Genomic DNA, 25,218 nt, shown 5'->3' with positions numbered 1-25,218 from the left:
GCCCCGCACGGGCCGAGCAGAGGAAGTTACGGAAAGCTCATGACCAAACTCACCGGCGGCCAGATCGTCGCGCGCATGCTCAAGGAGAACGGCGTCGAGTACGTCGCCGGCATCCCTGGCCACGGGATCTGGTCCTTCACCGACGCGTTCCTGGAGGAGGGGTCCGAGATCCCCTTCATCCAGGTGTTCCACGAGCAGAGCGCGGTGCACCTCGCGGACGGCTACTACCGGGTGGCCGGCAAGCCGATGGCGGCGACCACGTCGATCGGCGCGGGCGCGGCGAACACCGTGCTCGGCCTGGCCACCGCCTACAGCGACTCGACCAGCGTCCTCGTCATCACCGGCGGCCCGCCCACCCACATGCGCGGCCATGGTCTCCTGCAGGAGCTGGAGCGCTACACCGACAACGACTTCCCCAAGGTGGCCGAGGCCGTCTCGAAGCGGCACTGGGTGGCGGGCCGGGTCGAGGAACTGCCGTTCATCATGCACCGCGCGTTCAGCTCCATGCTGACCGGGCGCCCGGGTCCGGCGCACATCGAAATCCCCATGGACGTCCAGGCCGAGGCCGCCGACGTCGAACTGCACGACCTCGCTCAGCGGCTCCCGGTCGGCGTTCCGCAGCCCGACCCGACCGCCGTCGAGCGGGCGGCCGAGGTCCTCGCGGCGGCCGAGCGTCCCGTCATCGTGGTGGGCGGCGGCGCCATCACCTCCAACAGTGCCCAGGAGGTCCTGGCGCTGGCGGAGAAGTGGTCGATTCCGGTGGTCACCACCTGGAACGGCAAGAGCGCCTTCCCCGAGGACCACGAACTGTTCGCGGGCAGCGTCGGGCAGACCGGCACCCCGGTCGGCAACTCGATCGCCTCGCTCGCCGACGTCATCATCTCGATCGGCTGCCGCTTCACCGACTGGTCCTCCTCCAGCTACGCGCAGGGCGTCACCTTCTCCATCCCGCCCGCCAAGCTGATCCACATCGACATCGACCCGCACGAGATCGGCAAGAACTACCCGGCCGAGGTGGGCATCGTCGCCGACGCCAAGCCCACCGTCGCCGCCATCGCCGGCGCCCTGCCGGCCACCGGGCCCGACCGTGCCGAATACCTGGGGGAGCTGGCCGGACTGAAGGGGGAGTGGGAGGAAAAGCTCGCTTCCCGCCGCGACTCCGACCGCTTCCCGTTCACCTCGCAGCGGCCCCTGGGCGCCCTGCGCAACGTCATGGAGCGCGACGGCATCATCGTGGCCGGCTCGGGCAACACCCAGGGCGCGGTCAAGCAGACCTTCCCGGTCTACGAGCCGCGCACCCACCTCACCTCCGGCGGCTTCTCCTCCATGGGCTGGGCGATCCCCGCCGCCATCGGCGCCAAGCTCGCCGCACCGGAGCGGCAGGTGGCCTGCGTCGTGGGAGACGGCGACTTCCTGATGACCGCCCAGGAGATCGGCATCTGCGTCACGCACAACATCCCCGTGGTGTTCATCGTGCAGAACAACGCCGGGTTCATGTCGATCCGCGGCGGCCAGCGCAAGCAGACCAGCCGCCACATCGGCACCGAGTTCAATCACCCCGACGGCCGTCCCTACAGCCCCGACTACAAGGCACTCGGCACCGCGTTCGGCCTGGAGTCCTACCGTGTCGACGACCCCGCCGACCTGGAGGACACCTACCGCAAGGCGTTCGCCGCCAACGCGCCCGTACTCATCGAGATCCCCACCGACCGCGACGCGGCCGGTCCCTGGGTGCCCGGCTGGTGGGACTTCCCGGTCCCGGCCTACAATCGTCCTCGTACTGGACGTACTTGGACGACTCCGACAACGCGGCGAGCGTGCGTGCCAGGCGTCGCCGGCCAGGCGGGACTTTCGCAACACGCCCTAGGCGCACCCGTATGGGGCCGGCCGGTGACACCCCGCCGGGCCGGCCCCGCCACACCTCCTCTCTCCTGCACCCGCACGCCAAGAGGCAGACCACCATGAACACGCATCACAGCCCCGTCGTCCCCTACGCCCCGCTGCGTCCCGGCGCCGTCGTGGACCAGACCGCGACAGGCGAGACCCTCACCGCCGACGTCGTCGTCGTCGGCTCCGGTATGGGCGGCGCCACCTTGGCATGGGCCCTCAAGGACAGCGGATTGGACGTACTCGTCGTCGAGCGCGGCCGGTTCCTGCCCCGCGAGGCGGAGAACGCGGACCCGGAGGAGATGTTCCTCAAGGGCCGCTACAAGACGGCCGAACCCTGGTACGACGGCAGGACCGGAGACACCTTCCAGCCCGGCGTCTACTACTGGGTCGGCGGCAACACCAAGTTCTACGGCGCCTGCCTGCCGCGCTTTCGCGCCACCGACTTCGAGCAGACCCAGCACTACGACGGCATCTCGCCCGCCTGGCCGTTCACCTACGAAGACCTGGAACCGCACTACGCGACCGTCGAGGAGCTCTACCAGGTCCACGGCACCCCCGGCGAGGACCCGACCGAACCGCCGCGCTCCACCGACTACCCGTACCCCGCACTGCCGCACGAGCCCGCCGTCGAACGCTTCGCCCGCTCCCTGCGCGCCCAGGGCCTCAACCCGTTCCACATGCCCAACGGCATGAACCTGGACACACAGGCACAGCGCATGCAGGCGACCGCCTCCGACGGCACCCCCTGCCCCAACGACGTCAAGAGCGAGGCCGAGAACCGCGCGCTCCGCCCGGCCCTCGACTCCAAGGATGTCCGTCTGCTCACCGAAGCCCGCATCACCCGCCTCATCACCGGCGCTGACGGCACACAGGTCGTCGCGGCGCAGGCGGACGTGCGCGGCACCACGGTACGCATCGAGGCCAAGCAGTTCGTGCTCTCCTGCGGAGCGGTCAACAGCGCCGCGCTGCTGCTGCGCTCGGCCGACGACACCCACCACCCGCGCGGCCTGGCCAACTCCTCCGACCTCCTCGGCCGCAACTACATGGTCCACAACAGCACCTTCTTCATCGGCGTGAACCCGCTGCGCCGCAACCGCACCGGCTGGCAGAAGACGCTCGGCCTCAACGACTGGTACACCGCGGGCCCCGACAACGAATTCCCCCTGGGCAACCTGCAGATGCTCGGCAAGCTCCAGGCCGCCCACGTCAAGGGAGCCCGCTCCTGGGCGCCCACCCTGGCACTGAAGGCCTTCACCGACCGCAGCCTGGACATCTATCTGACCACGGAGGACCTGCCCGACCCGGCCAACCGGGTCCGCGTCGACGGTGAGCGCACGATCATCGACTGGACGCCCAACAACACCGTCCCGCACACCGAGCTGGTCCGCCGCGTCACCCGCGCCGTACGCAAGGCCGGCTACCCGCTCGTCTTCACCGAGCGCATGGGCATCGCCACCAACTCACACATGTGCGGCACAGCCGTGGCCGGCCACGACCCGTCCGCCAGCGTCCTGACCCCCGACTGCCGCGCGCACGACATCGACAACCTCTGGATCGTGGACGGTTCGTTCTTTCCGTCCTCCGCGGCACTCAATCCCGCGCTGACCATCGCGGCCAACGCGGTGCGCGTCGCCCCGCACATCGCGGAGGCCTGCCGCTGACACGCACCACCCTACCGGTGAAGGGAACGGCGGCCTGCTCCCGGCGCGGCCGACGCTCATGGCGCAGGGACCGTGAAACCCTCTGACGGGTTGAGTCCGGCGGGTTAAGGTGGCGAGTGGAGACTGCTTTCGATGCCCTGGACCTGGCGTCGGCCCGATGGGAGGGCGAGGTGCGTCGCTGCCGGACGGTCCGCGACGGTGCGCGGGCTCATTTCCGTCCCGTTCCTGAGCGGGGTGTTCGGCTCGACCGCCACCATGGGCGTGTGACCGGCCGGTCGGCGTCCGAGGTGCTGCCCCCGTCGCTGCGCGTGTGGCTCGGACTGATCGCGGTCGTCGCCGCGTCGGTGGTCGTCGTGCTCGGGGGCCGGTACGCCGACGACAGCGAGCCCGGCGCGATGGACGCGCGGATCTGGGCCGCGGTGGACGGTGCGGGCCCGCTGTGGCGGGACGTCGCCCTGGCCACGGACTTCTTGGGGGAGCCCGTGGGAGCGGCGACGCTGGTCGTGGCCGCGGTGACGGGCTGCCTGGTGCTTCGGCGGCCTCGCGCGGCGGTGCTCGTCGTCGCCGGTGCCGGTGTGAGCGTGGGGGCGGCGACGCTGCTCAAGCAGGTGGTGGGTCGTACCATCCACGGCGACGGCAACCTGTCCTATCCGAGCGGGCACACCGCCTTCCTCACCGCCCTCGCCCTCGTGGGGGCACTGCTCGCCGCCGGCCGGCTCGGCCTCGGCAGGACGGCCGGCGCGCTGCTCGTGCTCGCCGCGGCGCTGGCCGCCGGCGCCGCCATGGGCTGGGCGCAGGTCACCCTGGGCGCGCACTACCCGACCGACGTCCTCGGCGGCTGGTGCACCGCGCTGGCGGTGCTACCGGCGACCGCGTGGCTGGTGGACCGGACGGCCGACCGGACGGCGGGCGCCGGCCGGCCGGAGCGCCGCTGACGGGACGTCAGGTCACGCCAGGCGACGGAACACCGGCTTCACCGGTCGCCCGCCCAGCCAGGGGGTGGGATCGGCCGCGTCAAGTGCCTTCCGGTACACCGCACATGCCTGGGCCACCACATCGACGGTCTGATCGATGTCGGCGTCGTCGAGCGCGCCGCTCACCACGAACGAGGGGGCCAGCACCCCGCCCGCGAGCAGCCGGCGCAGGAACAGGGTGCGGTACCGCTGCGACGGCCGCCGGTTCTCGTCGAGGGTGGCGAAGACCAGGTTGCTGGCCCGGCCCCGGACGACGACGTGGTCGCCGACGCCCATGCTCGCCGCGGCGTCGCGGACACCGGCGGCCAGCCGCTCGCCGAGGGCGTGCAGTCGCGCGGTGACGCCCTCCTCGACGTAGGTGGTCTGCACGGCCATCGCGGCGGCCAGCGAGTGCGTTTCCGCACCGTGCGTGGTGGACAGCAGGAACACCCGGTCGCCGGGGTGACGCAGGCCGCCGCGCTCCATCAGGTCGCGGCGCCCGGCCAGTGCCGAGACGGCGAACCCGTTGCCCAGCGCCTTGCCGAACGTGGAGAGGTCGGGGACGACGCCGTACAGGCCCTGGGCGCCCGCCTCGGACCAGCGGAATCCGGTGATCATCTCATCGAAGATCAGTACGCAGCCGTGCCGGTCGGCCAGCTCGCGCAGGCCGGCCAGGTACCCGGGAGTGGGGTCTGGCGTGCTCGGCCGCGGTCGCCGGCCCGGGGGAGGCCCGGTGTGCGTGGCCGGTTCGAGGATCAGGCAGGCGATCTCGTCCCGGTGCCGGGAGAGCAACTCCTCCGTGGCGGCCAGGTCCCCGTACGGGAACGCCACGGTGAGCTCGTTGGTCGCCGCCGGAACGCCGGCGGACATCGGCGTGGTGCCGATGAACCAGTCGTCGACCGAGAAGAACGGATGGTCGGCGCAGACGGCCACCCGCGGGCGCCCGGTGGCGGCGCGGGCGAGGCGTACCGCGGCGGTGGTGGCGTCGGAGCCGTTCTTCGCGAACTTCACCATCTCCGCGGTCGGCACCGTGGCCAGGAAGCGTTCCGCGGCCTCGGCCTCCACGATGGACGGCCGGACGAAGTTGCTGCCGCGGTCGAGTTCCCGCCGCACCGCCTCGATCACGCGCGGATGGGCGTGACCGAGGCTGACCGACCGCAGGCCGGAGCCGTACTCGATGTAGCGGTTGCCGTCGACGTCCCACACGTGGGCGCCGCGGCCGTGGCTGATGACCGGGGCCAGGTTCTCGGGGTACTGGTCGTCGCCCTTGGCGTAGGTGTGCGCGCCCCCGGGGATCACGGCGTGCAGCCGCTCGTTCGCCATCCGCGACCGGGGGAGGAGGAACTCTCCGGTGTCTTCGGTGTCCACGCCGACCTCAACTCTCTTTCCGCGGCAGGGCATCGGCGAGGCTCGGCGCCTCCCGGTCCCGCCGGGACATCGATGTGACCGGCAGCGGCCAGGGAATGGCGAGCTCCGGATCGTCGAAGGCGATCGTCACGTCCTCCGCCGGGTCGTGCGGGCGGTCGATCCGGTACGAGGTGTCGGCGGTTCCGGTCAGCGCCTGGAAGCCGTGGGCACACCCCGCCGGGATGTACAGGGTCGCCTGCGTCTCGCCGGACAGCTCGAAGAAGGCCCGCTCGCGGTAGGTCGGCGAGTCCGGCCGCAGGTCCACGACGACGTCGAAGACGCGCCCGTACGAGCACCGCACCAGCTTCGCCTCGCCGTCGCCGGAGCGCAGGTGCAGGCCGCGCAGCACGCCCCGGGCCGAGCGGGACACGCTGTCCTGGACGAAGGCGCTCGGGTCGAGGCCCACCGAGCGGACCACGTCGGCGTCGAAGGTCCGGCAGAAGAAGCCGCGTTCGTCGGCGTACGGCGTCGGCTCGAACAGGTAGGCGCCGGCGATGGCCGGGACTTCGGTCGCTCTCATTCCGGGCGCGTTCATGGAGCCTCCCGCAAGGCGTGGGTGTGGTCGGTCGCCGGGAACAGCGCCGCGGTCAGGGCGGTGAACTGGTGCTCGAGTCGCCTGGCGGCGGCCAGGTTCCGCTCGGTGAGGGTCCGCCGCAGCTCCGCCGAGCGCCTCTCCAGCGCCCGGAACTGCTCCAGCAGCCGGTCGGCGTCGACCTCGCGCGCCGGGTGGCAGTACGCGGCGAGGCCCATCCGCTCCATGAGCGCGTCGCTCTTCGCCGCATAGCTGAGGGCGAGCGTCGGGGTGCCGGCCTTCAGCGCGCAGATCAGGTTGTGGTACCGGGTCGCCACCACGGTGTCGGCGGCCGCCGTCTCCTTCATCAGGTCGGCCAGCGAGGCCGCCTCCGCGGCGGTGACCAGCGGCGAGCCCACCGCGTCGAGGATCGCGGCGACCACCGGGGCGTCGCACGCGTCGCCGGTGAGCAGCCGGACCGGTCTGCCGTCCTCGGCCAGCGCGCGGACGAACCGGGTCGTCCCGTCGAGGTAGCGCCGGTGGATCTCCCCGGCCCGGGCGCGGTCGTCGTCGCCGCCGTGGAAGTCCATGACGCCGACACAGACCGGGCCCGGCGGGCCCGGGGGGCCCGGCGGCGATTCCGCCCGCGGCGTCGGCAGGGCGAACGCGAGGTCCGGGTAGACCTCGTCGCGCGCGGTGTCCACGCCCATCTCCCGCATCGCGTCGCGGGATTGGGTGTCCCGGTACGAGCGGTAGGTGGCCAGCCGCGCCGACCAGCGCACCAGGGCCCGGGTCGGCCGGCTGCCGATCGCCGCCGCGCCGACGCTGACCAGCGCGACCCGGGTGCGCAGCAGCCGGCCGCTCGCGCAGAGCAGGAACAGCGCGTACGGGAAGCCCCACGGCCGCAGCGGCAGCGTGGCCTCCAGGACGCCCATGCCCGGCACGATCACCACGTCGTGCCGGCGCACCCAGGCGGCGGTGCGGACGGCGTCGACGAGTTTGCCCAGCCCCTTCGCCGCGATCGAGCCCGCGCGCGACGCGGTCCGGTACTCCCCGCGGTACCAGTGCAGCCGCGTCGCGGGGATCCCGTACCGTGCCGTGACGACCTCGGGCCCGCCGCACAGCGCGTCCACGACCGCCCCCGGGTGCTCGGCGCGGAGGTACCCGAGCACGGCCTCGAGCGACCCGTCGTTGCCGAGGTTCCCGGACCCGAGCAGGCCGAACACCCCCACGCGCACCGGAGTTCCGTCCGCCGGCCTCATGCCGGCCCCCCCGCACGGCCGCCACGGCCGGCGACGAGGGCGTCGACGGAGACGGTGAGCTCGGCCGGGTCGACCGGGGCACGGTCCTCGACCCGCTCGCCGGCGCCCGGCCGGGCCCGGCTGGTCAGCCACGCGGCCAGGTGGCGGTAGCACGCGCGCCGGTCGGCCGGGGACAACGGCGCCCGCCGGATCGCCGAGACGAAGCCCCAGACGTACTCGGCGAGCAGCCGCGGCGTCGGGTGCAGCGGGCCTGCCCGGCGCGGGTCGAGGTTGACGCACCGGGAGCGCTTGCCGGGGTTCGCCCGCTCGGCCCGGGTGGGGTGGTCGCGGCGGAAGTACAGCAGCTCCGGCACCTGGTGGAAGGGCCCGTGCAGGCCGATCTCGGCGACGAACGTGCGGTCCGCGTGGTGGTAGCTGTCGTGCGGCCGCACCCGGCGCAGCACGTCGGCCCGCATGACCCCGTAGAAGTCGTCGCCGCCGGGCTCGAACAGCATGCTGCGGAAGCGCTCGGGCGCGCTCGGCGAGCCGGTGGCGAGACCGTACTCGTACGGGACCTTCACCCGGCCGTCGCCGTCGATGACCGCCTGGTCGGCGTGCGCGAGGATCACCTCCGGCCGCTCGTCCAGCGCCTGGACGCAGCGCCGCAGCAGGTCGCGGGCGTACAGGTCGTCGTGCGAGGCCCACTTGAACAGCTCGCCGCGGCACTCGGTGAACACGTAGTTGTGGTTCGGCGCGGCGCCGATGTTCTCCGGCAGCCGGATGTACCGGACGCGCGCGTCCCGCGCGGCGTACTCGCGGCAGATGTCCCGCGTCCCGTCGGTCGAGGCGTTGTCGGAGATGACCAGCTCGAAGTCCTCGTAGGTCTGGCCGAGCAGGGCGTCGAGCGACTCGGCGAGGTACTCCTCGCCGTTGTACACGGGCAGGCCGATGCTCAGCCGGGGTTGCGCGGTCATGACGTCCTCACTTCGGGAATGGGGTTCTGGCGGCGCTCGCGCAGGGCGGACCGCAGCTGCAGCCACCACACGGCGGAGGCGGTGACGGTCGCGGCGGCGACGCCCCAGGCCGAGCCGGCCGTGCCGGCCACGGCCGCCCCGCCGAGCCCGCCGATGACGTAACAGGCGGAGGCGAACAGCTGGCTGCGCAGGCTGCGCCGGGCCGCGGCGAGCGCGCGCAGCCCGGCCGCCGCCCCGGTGCCGAGGCCGGCGCCGGCGACGCCGAGGGTGACCGGCACGATGAGCGCCGAGGCGGAGCCCCAGACGTCGCCGAGCACGAGCGCGCCGAGCCGGTCCGGCATCAGCAGCAGCGCCGCGCCCCAGAGCAGCGCGGCGACGGCCTGCCCGCCGCCCAGCAGGAGGCAGAACCTGCCGAGGCGGTGCGGGGTCCGCCGCAGTACCCGTGCCGCCTCCGCGACGGTGACCAGCGAGAGACCCATCAGCAGCGCCAGGAACGGGCCGAGGAGCAGCTCGGCGCCCCGGACCACACCCACCGCGCCGACCCCGACGATCGCGCCGAGCCCGTACGCCCGCAGCTGGCTCGCGCCGCTGACGCCGACGTTCTCGGCCAGGTACCGGTAGCCGAGGTCGCGGTGGTCGCGAAGCCACGCGCGGACCCCGGCCGGCCGGGGCCGGATGCCGGACTGGACGCAGCCGTACACCGCGGCCACCGCGGCGGACCCGCCCCAGGCGAGCAGATACGCGGCGACGCTGCCCACACGGGCCGCCACCAGCATGGCGGGGACGAGCGCGACGCCCCACACCAGGTCGTTGACGAACGCCTTCCGCCCGGTGCCGGCCGCGAAGAACGCGTACCGCCAGGCGTCCTGCAGCAGCAGCCCCGGCAGCAGGACGCCGAGGCAGGCGAACGCGGGCCCCACACTCCCGCCGAGAGCGAGCCCGACCGCCAGACACGCCGCGCCGACGGCGGCGCCGACGCCGAGCGAGGTACCCGACGACCGGGCCACCGCCCCGCGCCAGGACGCGTCCGGCACGCCGCTGAAGCGCACCACGAGCGGGTCGGTGGCAAGGCCGCGGGCGACGCTGAGCACCACGCCGTAGGTCACCCAGGCCAGGCTGAACACGCCGAACGCGGCCAGCCCCAGCGAGCGGGCCACGTAGATCCCCACCACGAAGTTGGACAGGCTGGAGGCCGCCTGGTCGGCCAGTCCCCAGGACAGCCGGCCCGCGAGGGCCCGCCGGGCGGATCCCGCCGGCGGCGCCGGTGTCGTCGTCTCCCCCTCGGTGGTCATCGGCGTCATGCCTTGATCAGCCCGGCAGCGACCAGGGCGTCGGCCGCGGCGGCGACGGCGTCGAACGGCAGCCCGGACCGCTCGGCGACGTCCAGCAGGCCGTGCTCGCCGTCGGAGAGGCTGAGCACCCAGAGCATGGCCATCTGGGCCTGCTTGGTGTCGCTGCGGCCGCCGAGCGCGTCGTACAACCCCCGGCGGCCCAGCTGCGGTTCGCCGTAGGGGCTGAGGTTGACGTACCGCCGGTTGCGGTCGAGGACGGCGAACGCCTCGCGGCAGACGGAGAGGGTGTCCGCCATCGCCTCCGGGGAGACGAGGTCCAGGTTGTCCGCCGAGGTGTGATACTCGGGGTAACCGGCGTACGGGGTCCGGCTGAGCGAGCCCACGCCGAGATCGAACCCGGGCGAGCAGAACTGCCGCTCGTCGTAGCCGTACGGAGTGAACTCGGTGACGCGGTGCGGGCGTTCGGACGCGGCCAGCACGTGCCGCATCACCCGGTCGATCTCCGCGTCGCCGCGCCTGCTCTGCTTGTACGTCAGCTGCCCCGGGTCGCCGGCGCAGGCCAGCACGAGGCCGTGCTCGACCTTTCCCCGAGCTCTCGGCTCTTCCCCCGGCCTTCGGCCGGGGGGCGCCCCCGGAGCGGGAGACACCCCGTTCACCCGATCCGCGTTGCGGGCCAGCCAGGTGATCGCCCCGATGGTGCCGGGCGCGAAAATGAACCGGTAGGTGTAGTACGGCGTCCGCTCCGCCAGCGCCCGGGCCAGGAACGTCGCCACCGCGATGCCGGCCAGGTTGTCGTTGGCCAGCGACGGGTGGCAGACGTGGCAGGAGACGATCACCTCGTCGGCGACCTGCCCGGGGACCACGTGCTCGGCGTAGGTGAGGTGGCCGTCGGCGAGGGTGGAGTCGATACACACCTCGTACTCGCCGTCCGGCAGCGCGTCCAGGGTCTCCTGGGCCAGGCAGAACCCCCATTCCGGCTTGTAGTAGCTGGTGCGGTACGGCACCCAGGACGGGTGGTCCGGCAGCGTGTGCAGGTGTTCGCGCAGCTCGGCCAGCGGCATGGTCGCCGACACCGGCACGCTGTAGCCGAGCACGTGCAGACTGGACGCGGCGAAGTCGACGACCCGGCGGCCGGCGGCGTCGGCGATGTACGCGTCCCGGATGTTCCACTCCTGCGGGACCGTCCAGTCGAGCACCTGGGTGCCCGTCGGCACCTCGTGCACCCGTAGCGGGACGTACTCGCCGACGATGTCCAGGGTGGCGCGCACACCGTCGCCGGTGATGCTCCGGCACAGCGGGTACAGCCGCTCCACCAGCGCGTGCATCTCCTCGCCGACCTCGGTCACCGGCGCCACCGCAGGGTGTCGTCGACGGCGCCGGCGTCGGACGCCGCGCGCAGCACGGCGAGCCGGGTGAAGCGTCGCTCGAAGTCCTCCCGGGTCAGGCCGAACTTGCGGTACGCGTCGGCGAGTTCGAGCGCGCCCCGCTTCACCGTCCACTCGCAGTCGAAGCCGGGTATCGCGGCGCGGATCCGGGAGAAGTCCACCCGGTACGACCGCGGATCCGCCCCGGTCTCCCCGGTGATCACCACCTTCGCGCCGGGCACCGCCTCGGCGACCTGCTCGGCGATCTCCGCGACCGTGACGTTGTTGGTCTCGCTGCCGATGTTGAACGCCCGGTCGTGCACCGCTTCGCGTGGCGCGGTCAACGCTGCCGTGAACGCCCGTGCGATGTCGGCGGCGTGCACCAGCGGGCGCCAGGGGGTGCCGTCGGAGAGCACCAGGACCTCGCCGGACAGCAGCGCGTGACCCACCAGGTTGTTCAGCACGATGTCGGCGCGCAGCCGGGGCGAGTAGCCGAACGCGGTGGCGTTGCGCATGTACACCGGGCTGAAGTCGCCGTCGGCCAGCGCGTGCAGGTCGTCCTCCACCCGCACCTTGGACTCCGCGTACGGCGTCACCGGGCGCAGTGGCGCGTCCTCGGTCACGAGGCCGTCGCCGCCGGCGGCGCCGTAGACGGAGCAGGTGGACGCGTACAGGAAGCGCCGCACTCCGGCGTCGCGGGCCAGTCGGGCCAGGCGTACGGACGCGTGGTGGTTGATGTCGTAGGTGAGTTCCGGGGCCAGCGATCCCAGCGGGTCGTTGGACAGGGCGGCCAGATGGATCACGGCGTCCACCCCGGCCACGTGGTCGGCCGTGATGTCACGCAGGTCCACCGGCGGTCCCGGAGGGTCCGCGGGCGCCGGGCCGAGGACGCAGTCGGCGAACAGGCCGGAGTCGAGTCCGACGACATCGTGTCCGGCGGCCGTGAGGACCGGGGCCATCACGGTGCCCAGGTAGCCCTGGTGCCCGGTGAGCAGTACGCGCAAGGTTCATTCCCCCAGGTCGAGAGTTAGTTTGGTGACGGCGAACGCCTCGGCGTAGCGCGCGTGGCATTCGATGCCGCGGATCCGCGCCAGACCGAGGAAGGCCTCCCGGTCGTACCAGGGCCGGTGCCGCTGCGAGGGGTAGTGCTCCTGCAGCAGCCGCGCCTTCTGTTCGGCGATCTCGGGCGGCAGCGGCTGGTACGCCGCCGGACGGCCGAGGTCGCCGTCCCACTTGACGATCTCGTAGCCGAGCACGAGGTGGTCGCGGAACGCGGTGGGTATCAGCTTCGCCAGGCCGCGGTGATCCTGGTGCGCGTCATCGGTGCGCGGCGCCAGCACGAGATCCGGCTCCGTCCGCGCCCGCAGTTCCTCGACCGCGGCCTTGGCCTCGTCCCAGTGCGTGGGCAGCCGGCCGTCCGGCAGCTTGAGCACGGTCAGCCGCAGGTCGGCGCCCGGGCAGAAGGCGGTGAGCGCGGCCCGCTCCTCCCGCTCGCGCTCACCGCCGCCGCCGGAGAGCACCAGCGCGTCGACACGGACACCCGGCCGCGCGAGGCACAGCGTCAGCAGCGTGCCGCCGGCTCCGATGGCGATGTCGTCGCAGTGCGCGCCCACCGCGACGATCCGCTCCAGGGGCCCGGCACCGAGGCGGATCACGCGCTCGCTCCGGCGGTCGCCCCCGCGCCGTCCCGTTCCCACACGGCCCACGGGCGGTCGCCCCGGGCGTACGCGGCGTCGAGCGCGGCCCGCTCCTTCACGGTGTCGGTCGGCTTCCAGAAGCCGCGGTGCCGATGCGCCACCAGCCGCCCCCGCTTGGCCAGTTGGGCGCAGCCGTCGGCGACCAGGTCCCCGTTCTCCGGTATGTGGTCGAAGACTTCCCGGCGGAGCACGAAGTAGCCGCCGTTCTCCCACAGCGGCAGGTCGCTCACCGCGGTGATGCCGCCCACCAGGCCGTCCTCGCCCAGGTCCACGCAGTGGAACGAGGACTGCGGCGGCACCACCATCATCGACGCACCGGCGTCGCGCCGGGCGAACCGGTCGATCATCACGTCCAGCGGGGCGTCGGTGAGCACGTCGGCGTAGTTGGCGAGGAACATCTCGTCGCCGTCCAGGTGGTGCCGCACCCGGCGCAGCCGCTCCCCGATCGGTGACTCGATGCCGGTCTGCGCGAACGTGATCGTCCAGTCCGAGATGTCCGTGGACAGCAGCTCGGTCCGCCCGCCCCGCAGCACGAAGTCGTTGGACGTCGTCTCCTCGTAGTTGAGGAAGAAGTCCTTGATGTGGTGCGCCCCGTAGCCGAGGCACAGGATGAACTCCCGGTGCCCGAAGTGCGCGTAGTAGCGCATCACGTGCCAGATCAGCGGTCGCGGTCCGACCATCGCCATCGGCTTGGGCATGTCGTCCGCGGCACCGCTCCGCATCCGCATCCCGTAGCCGCCGCAGAACAGAACGACCTTCATGCTGTGACCTCTTTCGGCGCGACCTCGACAATGCTCAGTTCCGGAATGGGAAAGACCAGCCGGCCGCCCCAGTCGTGGATGAAGGACAGTTGCTCGACCAGCTCGGCCCGCAGGTTCCACGGGAGGACCAGGACGTAGTCCGGCCGGTCGGCGGCTATCCGCTCGGGCGGCAGGATCGGGATGCGGGTGCCCGGGGTGAACCTGCCGTGCTTGTACGGGTTGCGGTCGACGGTGTACGGGAGCAGGTCGGGCCGGATGCCGCAGTGGTTGAGCAGGGTGTTGCCCTTGCCCGGGGCGCCGTAGCCGACGACCGTCTCGCCGCGCTCGGCCGCCTCGATGAGGAACCGCAGCAGGTCCCGGCGCACCGTGGCCACCCGGGCGGAGAACTCGCTGTACCCCGACAGCTCCAGCAGTCCGGCGGCCTTCTCCCGGGCCAGTACGTCGGCCACACGGTGGCTCGGATCGCCGGCCACCTCCGCGGGCCGGGCCCACAGCCGGACGGAACCGCCGTGCGTGGGCAGCAACTCGACGTCCACGAGCGCGAGTCCGCCGCTCTCGAGCGCCCGGATGGCGGACGCGACCGTGTAGTACTGGAAGTGCTCGTGGTAGATCGTGTCGTACTGGTTCTCCTCGATCAGGGTCAGCAGGTGCTGCACCTCGATGGAGACCCAGCCGTCGTCGGCGACCAGGGCACGCAGGCCCTGGGTGAACCCGACCACGTCGGGGATGTGCGCGTACACGTTGTTGGCCACGACCAGGTCCGCCGGGCCGTGCTCGGCGCGGACGCGCGAGCCGGTGTCCGGGGACAGGAACTCCGTGAGCGTGGGCACCCCCGCCTCCCGCGCCGCGGCGCCGACGTTCACCGACGGCTCGATGCCGAGGCAGCGGATCCCCCGGTCCACCACGTGCCTCAGCAGGTACCCGTCGTTGCTCGCGACCTCGACCACGAAGGCGTCGGGGCCGAGAGCGAGGCGCTGTACGGCGTCGGCGACGAACGTGCGCGCGTGCTCCACCCAGGAGGTGGAGTAGGAGGAGAAGTACGCGTACTGCGTGAACGTCTCCTCCGGTGTGATCAGCGGAGGTATCTGGGCCAGCCAGCAGTCGGTGCAGACCCGCAGGTGCAGCGGGTACGCGGGCTCCGGTTGATCCAGTTGGTCCGCGGCGAGAAAGCTCTCGCACGGTGGCGTCGCCCCGAGATCGACGACGCTCGCCAGCGCCGCCGAGCCGCAGAGTCGGCATCGTGTCATTTACTGCCCCCCATTGATTCCGTCCGACCCGCGATCGCGGAGCGGTACTCGTCCTCCAGGCGCTCCAGGCCGACGGCCGGGCTGAAGTACTGCTCGTAACGGCGCCGGGCCGCCTCGCCCATCTCCCGGTTGCGGGCCCCCTCGGTCACGATCCGGCGCACGCGGGACGCGAGCGAGGCGGGCTCGCCAGGCCGGTGCAGCAGCCCGGTCACCCCGTCCTCGACGAGTTCCACGAAGGCGCCGTGACCGGCGGCGACGGCCGGGACCCCCGCCGCCATCGCCTCGGCGACCACCAGGCCGAACGTCTCCCGGGCCGTGGAAGGAGCCACCACGGCGACCGACCGCGCGACGGCCCGCCGGCACTGGGCCGGGTCGTACAGGCCGACGTACCGCACGTCGTCCCGGCCCGCCGCCCAGGCGGTCACCTCGCCCTCCAGCGGCCCCGCGCCGGCGAGCACGAGCGGTACGCCGACACCGCCGTCCGCCGCGATCTCGTCCCACGCGGCCATGAGCAGCCGCACTCCTTTGGCCTCCGCGAGCCGGCCGAGGAAGAGCAGGTGCTCGCCGGCGCCCGCTCGACGGGTGCCGGGCTCCGGCACGAAGTTGTGCTTCACCACCAGCCGGTCGGCCGGCATGCCGGACCGCACCAGGATGTCGCGCTGCGCCGCGGAGATGCAGAAGAACCGCTCCACGCCGGACCACCACCGCCGCCGGTTGACCGTCAGGCCGACGGCGAGCGGCACCGTCGCGAGGCGGGAGTTCCGGTAGCAGCCGTGCCGGACGGCGGGCAGCGACGCCGCCGACCCGACGCACTCGGTGCACGACCGGCCGTCCCGGTGCAGCGTGCCGGGCGGACAGACCTGGGTGTAGTTGTGCAGCGTGGCGACGACGGGTACGCCGACGTCGGAGCAGGCGGCGAGGACCGCCGGCGACAGCAGCGGGAAGACGTTGTGGACGTGCACCACGTCCGGCCGCTCGGCGCGCAGTCGCGCGGCGAGTTCCGTACGGACCGCCGGGTTCCACGGCACCAGGAGCGGCACCGCGGCCTTGCCCCACAGGGACCGGGCGGCGATGTCGTCGCTGCGCCGCTCGAACACCTCGACCCGGTGGCCGGCCGCGCGCAGCAGCCCCACTTCCTGGTCGACCACCCTGTTCTCCCCGCTCGGCTGCGCCGAGGAGTAGCGGTTGTGCGCCACGAGAACGTGCATGCTCAAGGTCACCTCCGGGCCCATAGCGGGATACGTCGTCGAGGAACCGTCGCCGTCGTCGTCAGGAGCGTGGCCGTCGGCCGCGGCGTGGCCGCGGCGGGTGCCGCGAGCAGCGAGGCGGCCAGGGCCAGATGCAGCAGATACGGCGAGGCGTCACCGAGGCCGGCCTCGGTGTACGACGAGATCCCGACGTAGCTGATCAGGAAGATCGCGCAGGCCCGCGCCGGGGAGGGGGGCCGCAGCAACGCGACGCCGCCCAGCACGAGGATGAACGCCGCCACGAGGGCGACGCCGATCAGACCCTGCTCGTTGTAGACGGCCAGCCAGCTGTTGTCGATCGGCAGCCCGCCGAACGACTTGTCGCCCAGGCCGACGCCGAACACCTGCTCCGAGGTCGTCCGGGGCGCTGCCAGCAGGGCGTCCCAGACCTTGGCCCGGCCGGTGAGGCTGGACAGGTTCTCCTGGCTCTGTCCGCGCAGGAACCACGCCTGCAGCGCGGAGCTGAACACCACCGCGGCCACCGTGGCGCACAGCACCGCCCAGGCGAAGAACCGGCGGGCGGCGGCGCTGGTCAGCGTGAGCGAGCCGATCGCCAGCACCAACCCGACGAGCAGGCCGAGCGTGGCCGTCCGGGTATGCGTCAGCGCGAGCAGGACGAGTGACGGCACGATGATCACCGCCGCGCCGGCCCCGGTGGTCCGGCGGCCCAGCAGGAGCAGCACGGTGAGCCCGATGATCACCGCGGAGTACTGTCCGATCTGCGGCGGGGTGAGCGGCCACAACGCGCCGACGAGGCGGCCGCCGTAGTACTCGGGCAGGGCCGTGCCCGGTGAGGCGACCAGCCCGGCGGCCACCAGCCCGAGCACCGCGAAGTACATCCGGATGTGGTGGCGGACGAACGTCAGGCTGCCGTCCCACCAGCGGCTGAGCAGCCACAGCGTGCCGACGAAGAGAGCCAGCCGGGCGCAGCGGAACAGCGCGCCGAACCCCACCTCCAGGTTCACGCTGGAGATCACGCTCGGCACCAGCAGCAGGGTGAGCAGGAACACGAAGGCGCTGGACCGGACGCGCAGCCGGAGATTGACGGCGAGCGCCAGCGCGAACGCGGCGCCCAGCGCGCCCATGGTCACCATCTGGATGAGGGAGCGGGGCAGCGGGACGATGGTCTTCGCCCCGGCGGAGCCGAGCGTGTTGAGGGCCAGCAGCCCCCACACGATCCCGACGGTCCTCGGTGTGCCGGCAGGGCGCGGTTCGGCGCCCGGCGGCGCGCCCGCCGTATCGGCTCCGCCCGGCGGCCCACCGCGCGCCAGGTATCCGCTCATCTCAATCACCGGCCCGTGACCGGAAGGTGCTGCCCGCGTCCTGCTGGTACGGCGTGCCCTGCCACTGCCCGGAGTCGAGCGTCCGGCTCGTGTCGTGGACGACGAAGCTCCATGGTCCGGCGTAGACGTTGTCGTACCAGCGGTTGCGCTGCTTCAGGGTGATCGCCTCGGCCACCCGCTTGCCCTTGTACGGCGACCAGTCCGGGTAGGTGCCGTAGTTGGCGAGGACCGCCATCCGGCCGCACTCCTCGTCGCACCGGACGACGGACGTGTCCAGCAGGAAGCGGTTGTCGTGGATGTCCACCCGCTGGGTCCGCCACCGGCAGTCGGCGTAGAGCGGTGCGGTGGCGATCGCCGGCCGCGCGCAGCGGTCGGTGTCCCGCACCAGCAACGTGCAGTAACCGGTCGAGGTGTTGGCCGGGCTGTTGCAGAACCGGTCGGCGTTCTCCCACAGGGTGATCCCGGACCAGTTGTTCTCCAGCAGGTTCCCGTAGATCTCGATCTTGTCCGTGCGGGCCCGGACCCGTGGTTCGCCGCCGGACTCGGACACGTAGAGGGTCGCGTACGGGAAGGTGTCGCCGCGGTCGGCGTACGTGCGGCCTTCGACCCAGTTGTTCCGCCGGATCGTGTTGTTCCTGATGACCGCGTTGTAGCTGGTCTCGTACATCAGCGCGGCACCGTCGTTGGCCTCGAGCAGGTTGTCCTCGATGCGGAAGTCGTTGTTGTTGTTGTCCGCCCACAACCCGGCCCCGCGGTTGTCGTGCACCCAGTTGCCGCGGATGTCGGCGCCGTCGACGGCCCAGAACTTGATGCCCCCGGTGCAGCCGCAGCCCGGCTTCCGCCGCTCCCAGTCGTCGGTGTTGTTGCCCACGATCTCGTTGCCCTCGACCACCAGGCCCCTGATGGAGTCGCCGGCCTTGTAGGCGTTCATTCCGTACTGCCCGTTGCCGCGCAGGCAGCTGGCGCGGACCCGCTGGCGGGCGCCGGCCATCAGCCCGGCGCCGGAGTTGTACTGGATCCTCGCGTGCTCGATCACCCACCCGTCGGCCATGTCGTGGTTGACCACGCCCTCGTTGTTCGGCGCGACGAAGCGCTGCACGGTCAGGTGGCGGATGGTGACGTCGCGGGCGGTGCCGCTGAACGCGTAGTTGTTGGTCTTCCCGCCGTCGAGCACCGCGCCCGGCGCGCCGAGGTAGCGGTTCCCCTCCTTGGCGATGACCTGGGCGTAGCGCTCCGGTTCGAGCCTGTGCTTGCCCGACCGGAGCCAGAACGTGGTGCCCGGGGGGCTGCTTCTCGTCTTCTCGGCCAGGTCGCCGACCACCGCGGGGTCGACCGTCACCGCGCCCGCCGGCGCCTCCGCCGGCCCGGCCGGGGGCTCGGCGCACACCCGGGCCACGGACGTGGCCGGCGCGGCGGTCGGCGCGGGCCGCGCGTCCGGCGTGCTCTCACAGCCGGTCGCCGCCAGCAGGGTCAGCGCCAGCGGTGCCGCCGGCGCCACCCGGCGCAGCCACTTCGTCCCCACGCTTCCTCCCTCCCCTAGTCGCGGAACCCGAGCACGGTGGTGAACCCCTCCGCGCCGTCGGCGAATCCGGTGCCGACCAGCGTGGTGGCGGGTTCCTTGCGGCCGAAGCCGGCGGAGTACCAGCCCAGCGGCGGGTCGCTCTCGCCGCGATGCGCTCGCCAGCTCAGCTGCCCGGGCAGGTCGAGCACCGCGGAGCGGTCCTCGCCGTCCCGGGTCCAGGTGAGCTCCGCCCGGTCGCCCGCCAGGTCCGCGGCGATCGCCGGGCCGAGGTGGAACGCCAGCCGCACGGCCCGGCGCGGGCCGCGCACCTCGTCGACCACCCGCAATTCCTTGCTCGCGGCGGTCAGCTCCACCCGGCGGCGGTGCACGGAGGGCCGGTAACCGTCGTGCTCGGCACACCAGCGGACAACCCCCGCGTCGGAGGCGCCGGACGCGTCCACGGCCAGGACGCGGCTGCGGGCGTGCCGGGTCCACAGGAACGGGCCGCCGGAGACGGACTGGTCACCGCCGTCCAGCCGCAGGGTGTTGTGGCCCAGGGTCGACCGGAAGTACTGCCGCCACTCGGGCTGCCCGTGATAGCAGAACGTCCCCGGGTCGGCGAGCACGTCGACCCCGTCGTGCCGGACCTCCACGGACAGCGCGTCCGCGTGGGCGTGCGCGGCGATGGACAGGAAGCCGTGCGGACCACCGTCGCAGCGGCACCAGATCTCCGCGGGACCGCGCAGGATGGTGAGCCCCGCGTCGGCGAAATGGGCCGGCCGGCTCGGGGGACGGGAAACGGCCGGTGCCGCCTCGTTCTTCGAGTACGGCCGAATGAGCGCGGCGAGCAGCGGGGTGCGCACATCGGTGCCGGTCACCTCCGGCCACCAGGAGAGCCGGCCGAACACGGCGTCCCCCGTGGCGAGGAGCGAGGCCCAGCGGTCGGTGCCCGCGCCGTCGACGACCAGACCGTGCCCGTCGTCCGCGTCGCCCTGGCGCGGCGGCCGTAACCGGTTGTCCACGACGGCCGCGAGCGCGTCGGTCATCCGCAGCAGGACCAGCCGGACCGACGCGGGGACCGGCACGCCGGCTCCGTCCGCCTCGGCCACCGCGGCCAGGCCGAGCTCGAGGACAAGTCCGTGATACTCGGTGGCCAGCTCGCGGTTGAGGCCGGAGTGAAAGGTGTTGCCGCGCAGATGGAGCTCCAGCGACCTCAGCGCGTCGGCTCGCCAGCGCGCCGAGGAGGGGAACCACCCGAACGCGCAGGCCGCGGCGAACTGCCCGGCGGCCTCGGCGATGACGTGGTTGTTCGCCGACGACCCCCGGCTGGGGAAGGCGGCCAGCCAGCGCTGGTGGTGCCAGATCTGGTTCAGCGCCACCGGGTCGCCCTCGAAAAGACCGGCCGCGCCCGGCCAGCCGTCGAGCAGCCGGCGGATCCACACCCAGGAGAGGAGCCGGATGCCCAACTCGATGCCGCTGGTCCAGTGCACGCCGCGCAGCGGTGGGTTGGCCGCCCACCACGACCGCAGGTGCTCGGCGACCCGCTCGGCGTACCGCTCGTTCCCGGTGACCGCGTACGCGGCGGCGAGCACGGTGAGGTACTGATGCCGGGACAGCTCCCAGATCTGCTTGATGTCCCCGACCGCGTCCTCGTTCCGGTACGGCACGTCGAAGGCGTAGCCCGACGGAGCCCGGCGCCCGGTCCTCGGGTCGCGCCACCAGTCCGGGTCGGTGAGGTCGTCGCGGACCACCCCGAAATACTCGGCCTGCCCGTGCATCAGCCGGTCCGCCTCGGTGATGAGACGTTTCGCGGCGTCCGGGGGTACGGCGGCGATCGCCCCGGCGGGCAGTGCCGCGGTGAAACGGGCGCCGGTCACCGCCGGGCACGCGGGCGGCGCCGACCGCCACCGCCGCCTGCGCACCGCGTCGCCCACCCGGCCGCCGACCTCCCGCGGTCCCATCCGGGACAGCCGCCGCAGGTACCAGCCCGGACTCCCCGGGTTCACCGTCATCGCGCCCTCGCCAACGTCACCGGCGCGCCGCCGGCCAGGCCGGCCCGGACGGCGAGGGTGGCCGACGTGGTGGCGACCAGCGACTCCAGCGGCACCGGCATCGGCCCGCCGGTCCGCACGGCCTTGACGAACGCGGCCAGCTCGGCGGACTGGCCCTTGTCCCGGGCCTTGGGCAGCCGCGAACTGACCCACCGCTTGCGGCGGCCGTCGTACACGGTGGCACGGACGAAGTCGTCGAGCCTCAGCACCTTGCCGTCGGCGACGAGGTCCAGCGTCTCCTTGGGGAAGCCGGGCGCGCCGGTGGTGACGTAGCTGATGGTGGCGGTGGACCCGTCCGGGTAGTGCAGCACCACCTGAATGTCACCGCTGCCCTCGTTGCCGGACGTGGCGGCCGCGTACACCGAGACCGGGTCGGCGTCGAGCAGCCAGCTCGCCGTGTCGATGAAGTGTCCGCCCTCGCCGGCGAAGCGCGAGCCCTCGGTGCCCTGGTGGAGGTACCAGCTGCCGTGCTGCAGCCGGCCCGCGTTGACGAGGTAGCGCAGGCTCGCCGGACCGGTCCGGACGCCGAACCGATTCCTGGCCTCCCGCAACAGCGGCGCGAACCGGCGGTTGAAGCCCACCTGCAGCCGGTCGTTGCCGGACTCCTCCACGGCGGTGAGCACGCCGGCCAGCTCGTCCTCGGTGAGGGCCAGTGGCTTCTCCACGAACACCGCTTTGCCGGCCCGTAGTGCCTTCTGGGTCAGTTCGGCGTGCGAGCTGTGCCGGGTGACCACGAACACCGCGTCGATGGACGTGTCTCCGAGCACGGCGTCGAGATCGGTGGTCGCCTCGGCGAAGCCGAACTTCCGTCGCGCGTTGGCCGCGGACAGCGACGTCGTGGTGACGACGGCCGACAGCTCGACGCCGTCGCGCTGTGCCAGGTGCGGCAGCAGCATCGAGGTCGCGTAGTTCCCCGCGCCGACGAACGCCAGCCTCACCGGCGCCTTGGCGGACCGGGCCGGGGCGGTCGCTCCGCCGCCGCGCCGTACCGCGGGCACGGTGACCGCCGGGGCCTCCGCTGCTCCTTCCTCCGCTGCTCCTTCCGCCGCGGGTCCGGGGTACCGGAACAGCACGGCCACGGCCTTCAGGCCGCCGTCCTTCAGGCTCCGGTACGTCTCGGCGGCGTCGTCGAAGTCGGCGACGTGGGAGACCAGGGGCTCGACGTCGACCCTGCCGCGGGCCAGGAGATCGAGGACGCACGCCAGGTTGCGGCGCTCGGTCCAGCGCACGTAGCCGATCGGGTAGTCGCGCCCCTCGAGCTCGTACTCCGGGTCGTAGCGCCCGGGGCCGTAACTGCGGGAGAACCGGACGTCGAGCTCCTTCTCGTAGTACGCGTTCCACGGCAGGTCCAGGCGGGTCTTGCCGATGTCGACGACCCGGCCGCGGTCCCGGCAGAGCCGGGCGGCCAGCTCGACGGGCTGGTTGCTGTCGCCGCCGGCGGCCAGGTACACCTGGTCCACGCCGTGACCGCCGGTGAGTTCGGCGACGGCGGCCTCCACGGCCGTGGACGCGGGATCGCCGCAGGCCGCGGCGCCCAGTCGCTCGGCGAGCGCGCAGCGCGTCGGGTCGGGGTCGACGCCGACGACGCGGACCCCCGCCGCGGCGAGGAGCTGCACGACCAGCTGCCCGATCAGGCCGAGGCCGATGACCAGCGCCACGTCGCCGAGTTGTGGCTCGCCGCGCCGGACGCCCTGCAACGCGATCGACCCGACGGTGCCGAAGGCCGCGTGCCGCGGCGCGAGGCCGTCCGGCACCCGGGCGTAGAGGTTCTTCGGCACCCAGTTCAGCTCGGCGTGCAACGCGTGCTCGTTGCCGGCGCAGGCCACGAGGTCGCCGACCGCCACATCGTCGACGCCGGTGCCGACCTGCTCGACCACCCCGCACAACGAGTAGCCCAGCGGCGTGTAGGAGTCCAGCTTGCCCATCACCTTGCGGTAGGTGGCGGGCACCCCGTTGGTGGCCACGCTCTGCATGACCTTGGCCACCTGGTCGGGACGGGAGCGGGCCTTGCCCAGCATCGACATGCCGGCCTCGGACACCTTCATGAGCTCGGTCCCGGTGGATATCAGCGAGTAGGCGCTGCGGACCAGCACACCGCCCGGCTTGCAGCCCGGCACCGGCACGTCGAGGACCGCCAGCTCGCCGCTCTTGTAGTTCTGCACAACCTGTTTCACCCAAGTCCCCTTGTTTCTGAGCCGTCTTCCACGCCGCCGGGCGAGTGCTCCGGCCGGACTCCGGAGGTCGCGTCGCGGTACCAGTACTCGAGGGTCAGCACATGCCACAGATGCTTGGAGAAGTCCCGCTGCCCGGCGGCGTCCTCGGCGACCATGCGCGCCAGCGCGTCGCGGCGCAGCAGCCCGGAGCTGACGAGCACGCCGTCGTGCACCACCTCGCGGACCAGCGGTGCCAGATCCCGGCTCATCCAGGCGCGCAGCGGGGCGCTGAACAGGCCCTTGGGCCGGTAGACGATCTCCCGGGGCAGGATCGAGGTGGCCGCCTCCTTGAGGACGGCCTTGCCCTGCCGCCCGGCGATCTTGCGTTCGCCGGGCACGGCGAACGCCGCCTCGACCACCTCGACGTCCACGTACGGCACGCGCACCTCGGTCGACGCGGCCATGCTCGACCGGTCGGTGTACGCGAGGTTCAGGCCCGGCAGGAACATCCGGGCGTCGGCCAGGCACATGCGGTTGACGAAGTCGTCGAGGTCGTTGTCCCGGTAGACGTCCGCGTGCTCGGTCAGCACGTCCGTGACCGTCCCGGCCAGGTCCGGATCGACCAGGGCCAGCAGCTCGTCCTGGTCGTACATGGTGTAGCTGCGCCGGAACGCGGTCTCCTCCGGCAGGTCGGCGAAGGAGAGGAACCGCTTCGCGAAGCGCACCGAACGGTACCCCCGGCGGGCCGTCGCGACCGGCAGCCGGTCCACGGCCCCGGACACCCCGCGCCGCAGCGGCCGCGGGACGCGCTGGTAGCGCAGCGCGAGCAGGTTGGCCAGGTGCTTGCGGTAACCGGCGAACAGCTCGTCGGCACCCATCCCCGAGAGCATCACCTTGACCCCGGCCTCCCGGGCGGCCGAGCAGATCAGGAACGTGTTGATCGCGGCGGGGTCGCCGATCGGCTCGTCCAGGTGGTACGTCATCCGCGGCAGCAGGTCGAGCACGTTCGGAGCGATCTCGATCTCGTGCAGGTCGACACCGAACCGCTCGGCCACCTGCCGGGCGTAGCGCAGGTCGTCCGGCATAGCCTCGAACCGGGCGTCCTCGGGGCGGAATCCGATCGTGTAGGCGGAGATCCCGGGTCGGTGGCGGGCCGCGAGCGCGGTCAGGTAGCTGGAGTCGAGGCCACCGGAGAGGAAGGTCGCCACGGGTACGTCGGAGAGCAGGTGGCGCCGGGTCGACTCCTCGACGACGGCGGCCAGGTCCGGCTGTTCGCCGGTCCGGGCCCGCTCCCGGCCCTCGGCGGCGACGTCCCGGAGGTTCCAGTAGGTGCCGCGCTCCACCCGGCCGTCGGGCCGGCACCTGAGCCAGCTCCCCGGCGGCAGCTTCTCCGCCTCGCGGAACGCGCAGCGCGAGTCCGGCACCCAGTAGTACAGCAGCGAGGCCACCAGCGCCCCATGGTCCACCTCCAGCGACCCACCGGTCGCGGCGGCGAGCGCCTTGAGCTCGGAGGCGAACACCAGGCCCGCACCGCGCCGGAGCAGGAACAACGGCTTGATGCCGAGCTGGTCGCGGGCGAGCACCAGGTCACCGGTTCGCTCGTCGAAGATCCCGAACGCGAACATGCCGCGCAGCCGGGGCAGGCAGTCCGTGCCCCAGCGCCGCCAGGCCTCGAGCACCACCTCGGTGTCGGAGGTCCCGCGGAAGCGCGCCCCGGCGGCCGCCAGCTCGGCACGCAGCTCGGGCGCGTTGTACAGCTCGCCGTTGTACGTCAGGGCGAGGCCGCCCGAGACCATCGGCTGGGCGCCGGTCCCGGACAGGTCGATGATGGCCAGTCGGCGGTGCCCGAGGTGCACCTCTCCGTCACCGGCGGGATGGCTGTACCGGCCCGCCCCGTCCGGACCGCGATGGGCGAGGATCTCGGTGAGCCGGTCGGTCACGGCCTTCCCGTCCGGCCACCGGTACGTGCCCGTGATGCCACACAT

18 protein-coding genes and 1 pseudogene are annotated in these 25,218 nt (G+C 72.7%); 3 read left to right on the top strand and 16 right to left on the bottom strand.

The features are described from left to right. Window positions 1-39 precede the first annotated feature (39 nt). The 3 genes from IG02_RS0111745 to IG02_RS0111730 all read left to right on the top strand — a co-directional run bounded on the left by IG02_RS0111745 (window position 40) and on the right by IG02_RS0111730 (window position 4,486). Window positions 40-1,965: a thiamine pyrophosphate-binding protein gene (locus IG02_RS0111745; protein WP_234314705.1), complete on the top strand. Its 1,926-nt coding sequence runs from the start codon at window positions 40-42 to the stop codon at window positions 1,963-1,965. After that, window positions 1,962-3,551: a GMC oxidoreductase gene (locus IG02_RS0111740; protein WP_030745140.1), complete on the top strand. Its 1,590-nt coding sequence runs from the start codon at window positions 1,962-1,964 to the stop codon at window positions 3,549-3,551. Before IG02_RS0111745 ends, IG02_RS0111740 begins: the two co-directional genes overlap by 4 nt. Window positions 3,552-3,814: 263 nt before the next feature. Beyond that, on the top strand, window positions 3,815-4,486 hold the full coding sequence (locus IG02_RS0111730) for a phosphatase PAP2 family protein (RefSeq protein WP_030745138.1): 672 nt from the start codon (window positions 3,815-3,817) through the stop codon (window positions 4,484-4,486). Between the two features lie 12 nt (window positions 4,487-4,498). On the opposite strand, the gene IG02_RS0111725 is transcribed toward IG02_RS0111730, so the two are convergent. From IG02_RS0111725 to asnB, 16 genes and pseudogenes are all read right to left on the bottom strand, one after another. Further along, a complete protein-coding gene (locus IG02_RS0111725; protein ID WP_051764872.1) occupies window positions 4,499-5,905 on the bottom strand; it encodes a glutamate-1-semialdehyde 2,1-aminomutase in 1,407 nt (468 codons plus the stop codon). Beyond that, a complete protein-coding gene (locus IG02_RS0111720) occupies window positions 5,880-6,431 on the bottom strand; it encodes a dTDP-4-dehydrorhamnose 3,5-epimerase family protein (protein ID WP_030745134.1) in 552 nt (183 codons plus the stop codon). Before IG02_RS0111720 ends, IG02_RS0111725 begins: the two co-directional genes overlap by 26 nt. 11 nt (window positions 6,432-6,442) lie before the next feature. Continuing rightward, a complete protein-coding gene (locus tag IG02_RS0111715) occupies window positions 6,443-7,684 on the bottom strand; it encodes a polysaccharide pyruvyl transferase family protein (protein ID WP_030745132.1) in 1,242 nt (413 codons plus the stop codon). After that, window positions 7,681-8,637, bottom strand: coding sequence for a glycosyltransferase family 2 protein (locus IG02_RS0111710; RefSeq protein ID WP_030745130.1), 957 nt, complete (start codon window positions 8,635-8,637; stop codon window positions 7,681-7,683). The genes IG02_RS0111715 and IG02_RS0111710 overlap by 4 nt, the downstream gene beginning before the upstream one ends. Continuing rightward, on the bottom strand, window positions 8,634-9,929 hold the full coding sequence (locus IG02_RS0111705; protein ID WP_030745128.1) for a membrane protein: 1,296 nt from the start codon (window positions 9,927-9,929) through the stop codon (window positions 8,634-8,636). Before IG02_RS0111705 ends, IG02_RS0111710 begins: the two co-directional genes overlap by 4 nt. A gap of 5 nt (window positions 9,930-9,934) precedes the next feature. Then, a complete protein-coding gene (locus IG02_RS0111700; protein ID WP_030745126.1) occupies window positions 9,935-11,284 on the bottom strand; it encodes a DUF4910 domain-containing protein in 1,350 nt (449 codons plus the stop codon). Further along, window positions 11,272-12,297 carry an NAD-dependent epimerase/dehydratase family protein gene (locus IG02_RS0111695; protein ID WP_030745124.1) on the bottom strand — a complete coding sequence of 342 codons (1,026 nt, stop codon included), beginning with the start codon at window positions 12,295-12,297 and terminating at the stop codon, window positions 11,272-11,274. The genes IG02_RS0111700 and IG02_RS0111695 overlap by 13 nt, the downstream gene beginning before the upstream one ends. 3 nt (window positions 12,298-12,300) lie before the next feature. After that, entirely contained in the window at window positions 12,301-12,948 is a 648-nt protein-coding gene (locus IG02_RS0111690) for a PIG-L deacetylase family protein (protein ID WP_030745123.1), read from the bottom strand. Further along, complete coding sequence (locus IG02_RS0111685; RefSeq protein ID WP_030745122.1) at window positions 12,945-13,751, bottom strand: glucose-1-phosphate cytidylyltransferase; 807 nt, start codon at window positions 13,749-13,751, stop codon at window positions 12,945-12,947. The genes IG02_RS0111690 and IG02_RS0111685 overlap by 4 nt, the downstream gene beginning before the upstream one ends. After that, window positions 13,748-14,998: a class I SAM-dependent methyltransferase gene (locus tag IG02_RS0111680; protein WP_030745121.1), complete on the bottom strand. Its 1,251-nt coding sequence runs from the start codon at window positions 14,996-14,998 to the stop codon at window positions 13,748-13,750. Before IG02_RS0111680 ends, IG02_RS0111685 begins: the two co-directional genes overlap by 4 nt. After that, window positions 14,995-16,206: a glycosyltransferase gene (locus IG02_RS0111675; RefSeq protein ID WP_030745119.1), complete on the bottom strand. Its 1,212-nt coding sequence runs from the start codon at window positions 16,204-16,206 to the stop codon at window positions 14,995-14,997. The genes IG02_RS0111680 and IG02_RS0111675 overlap by 4 nt, the downstream gene beginning before the upstream one ends. Before the next feature lie 8 nt (window positions 16,207-16,214). After that, on the bottom strand, window positions 16,215-17,528 hold the full coding sequence (locus IG02_RS0111670; RefSeq protein ID WP_030745117.1) for a membrane protein: 1,314 nt from the start codon (window positions 17,526-17,528) through the stop codon (window positions 16,215-16,217). Between the two features lies 1 nt (window position 17,529). Beyond that, window positions 17,530-19,050 (bottom strand): right-handed parallel beta-helix repeat-containing protein, encoded by a 1,521-nt coding sequence (locus IG02_RS0111665; protein ID WP_030745115.1) that lies wholly within the window; start codon window positions 19,048-19,050, stop codon window positions 17,530-17,532. A 14-nt stretch (window positions 19,051-19,064) separates the two neighbouring features. Then, window positions 19,065-21,041, bottom strand: a complete 1,977-nt coding sequence (locus tag IG02_RS0111660; protein ID WP_030745113.1) for a heparinase II/III family protein — start codon at window positions 21,039-21,041, stop codon at window positions 19,065-19,067. Beyond that, the gene (locus IG02_RS0111655; RefSeq protein WP_030745111.1) at window positions 21,038-23,254 is read right to left on the bottom strand and encodes a bi-domain-containing oxidoreductase; all 2,217 of its coding nucleotides are present in this window, start codon (window positions 23,252-23,254) and stop codon (window positions 21,038-21,040) included. The genes IG02_RS0111660 and IG02_RS0111655 overlap by 4 nt, the downstream gene beginning before the upstream one ends. Window positions 23,255-23,285: 31 nt before the next feature. Then, window positions 23,286-25,218 (bottom strand): annotated as a pseudogene (asnB, locus tag IG02_RS36245) (asparagine synthase (glutamine-hydrolyzing)); the annotation flags it as partial.

This window comes from Streptomyces sp. NRRL F-5135 (assembly GCF_000719775.1).
In the GTDB taxonomy this organism is placed as follows: Bacteria; Actinomycetota; Actinomycetes; order Streptomycetales; family Streptomycetaceae; genus Streptomyces; species Streptomyces hebeiensis.
This window is presented reverse-complemented; position numbering and strand designations above follow the sequence as displayed.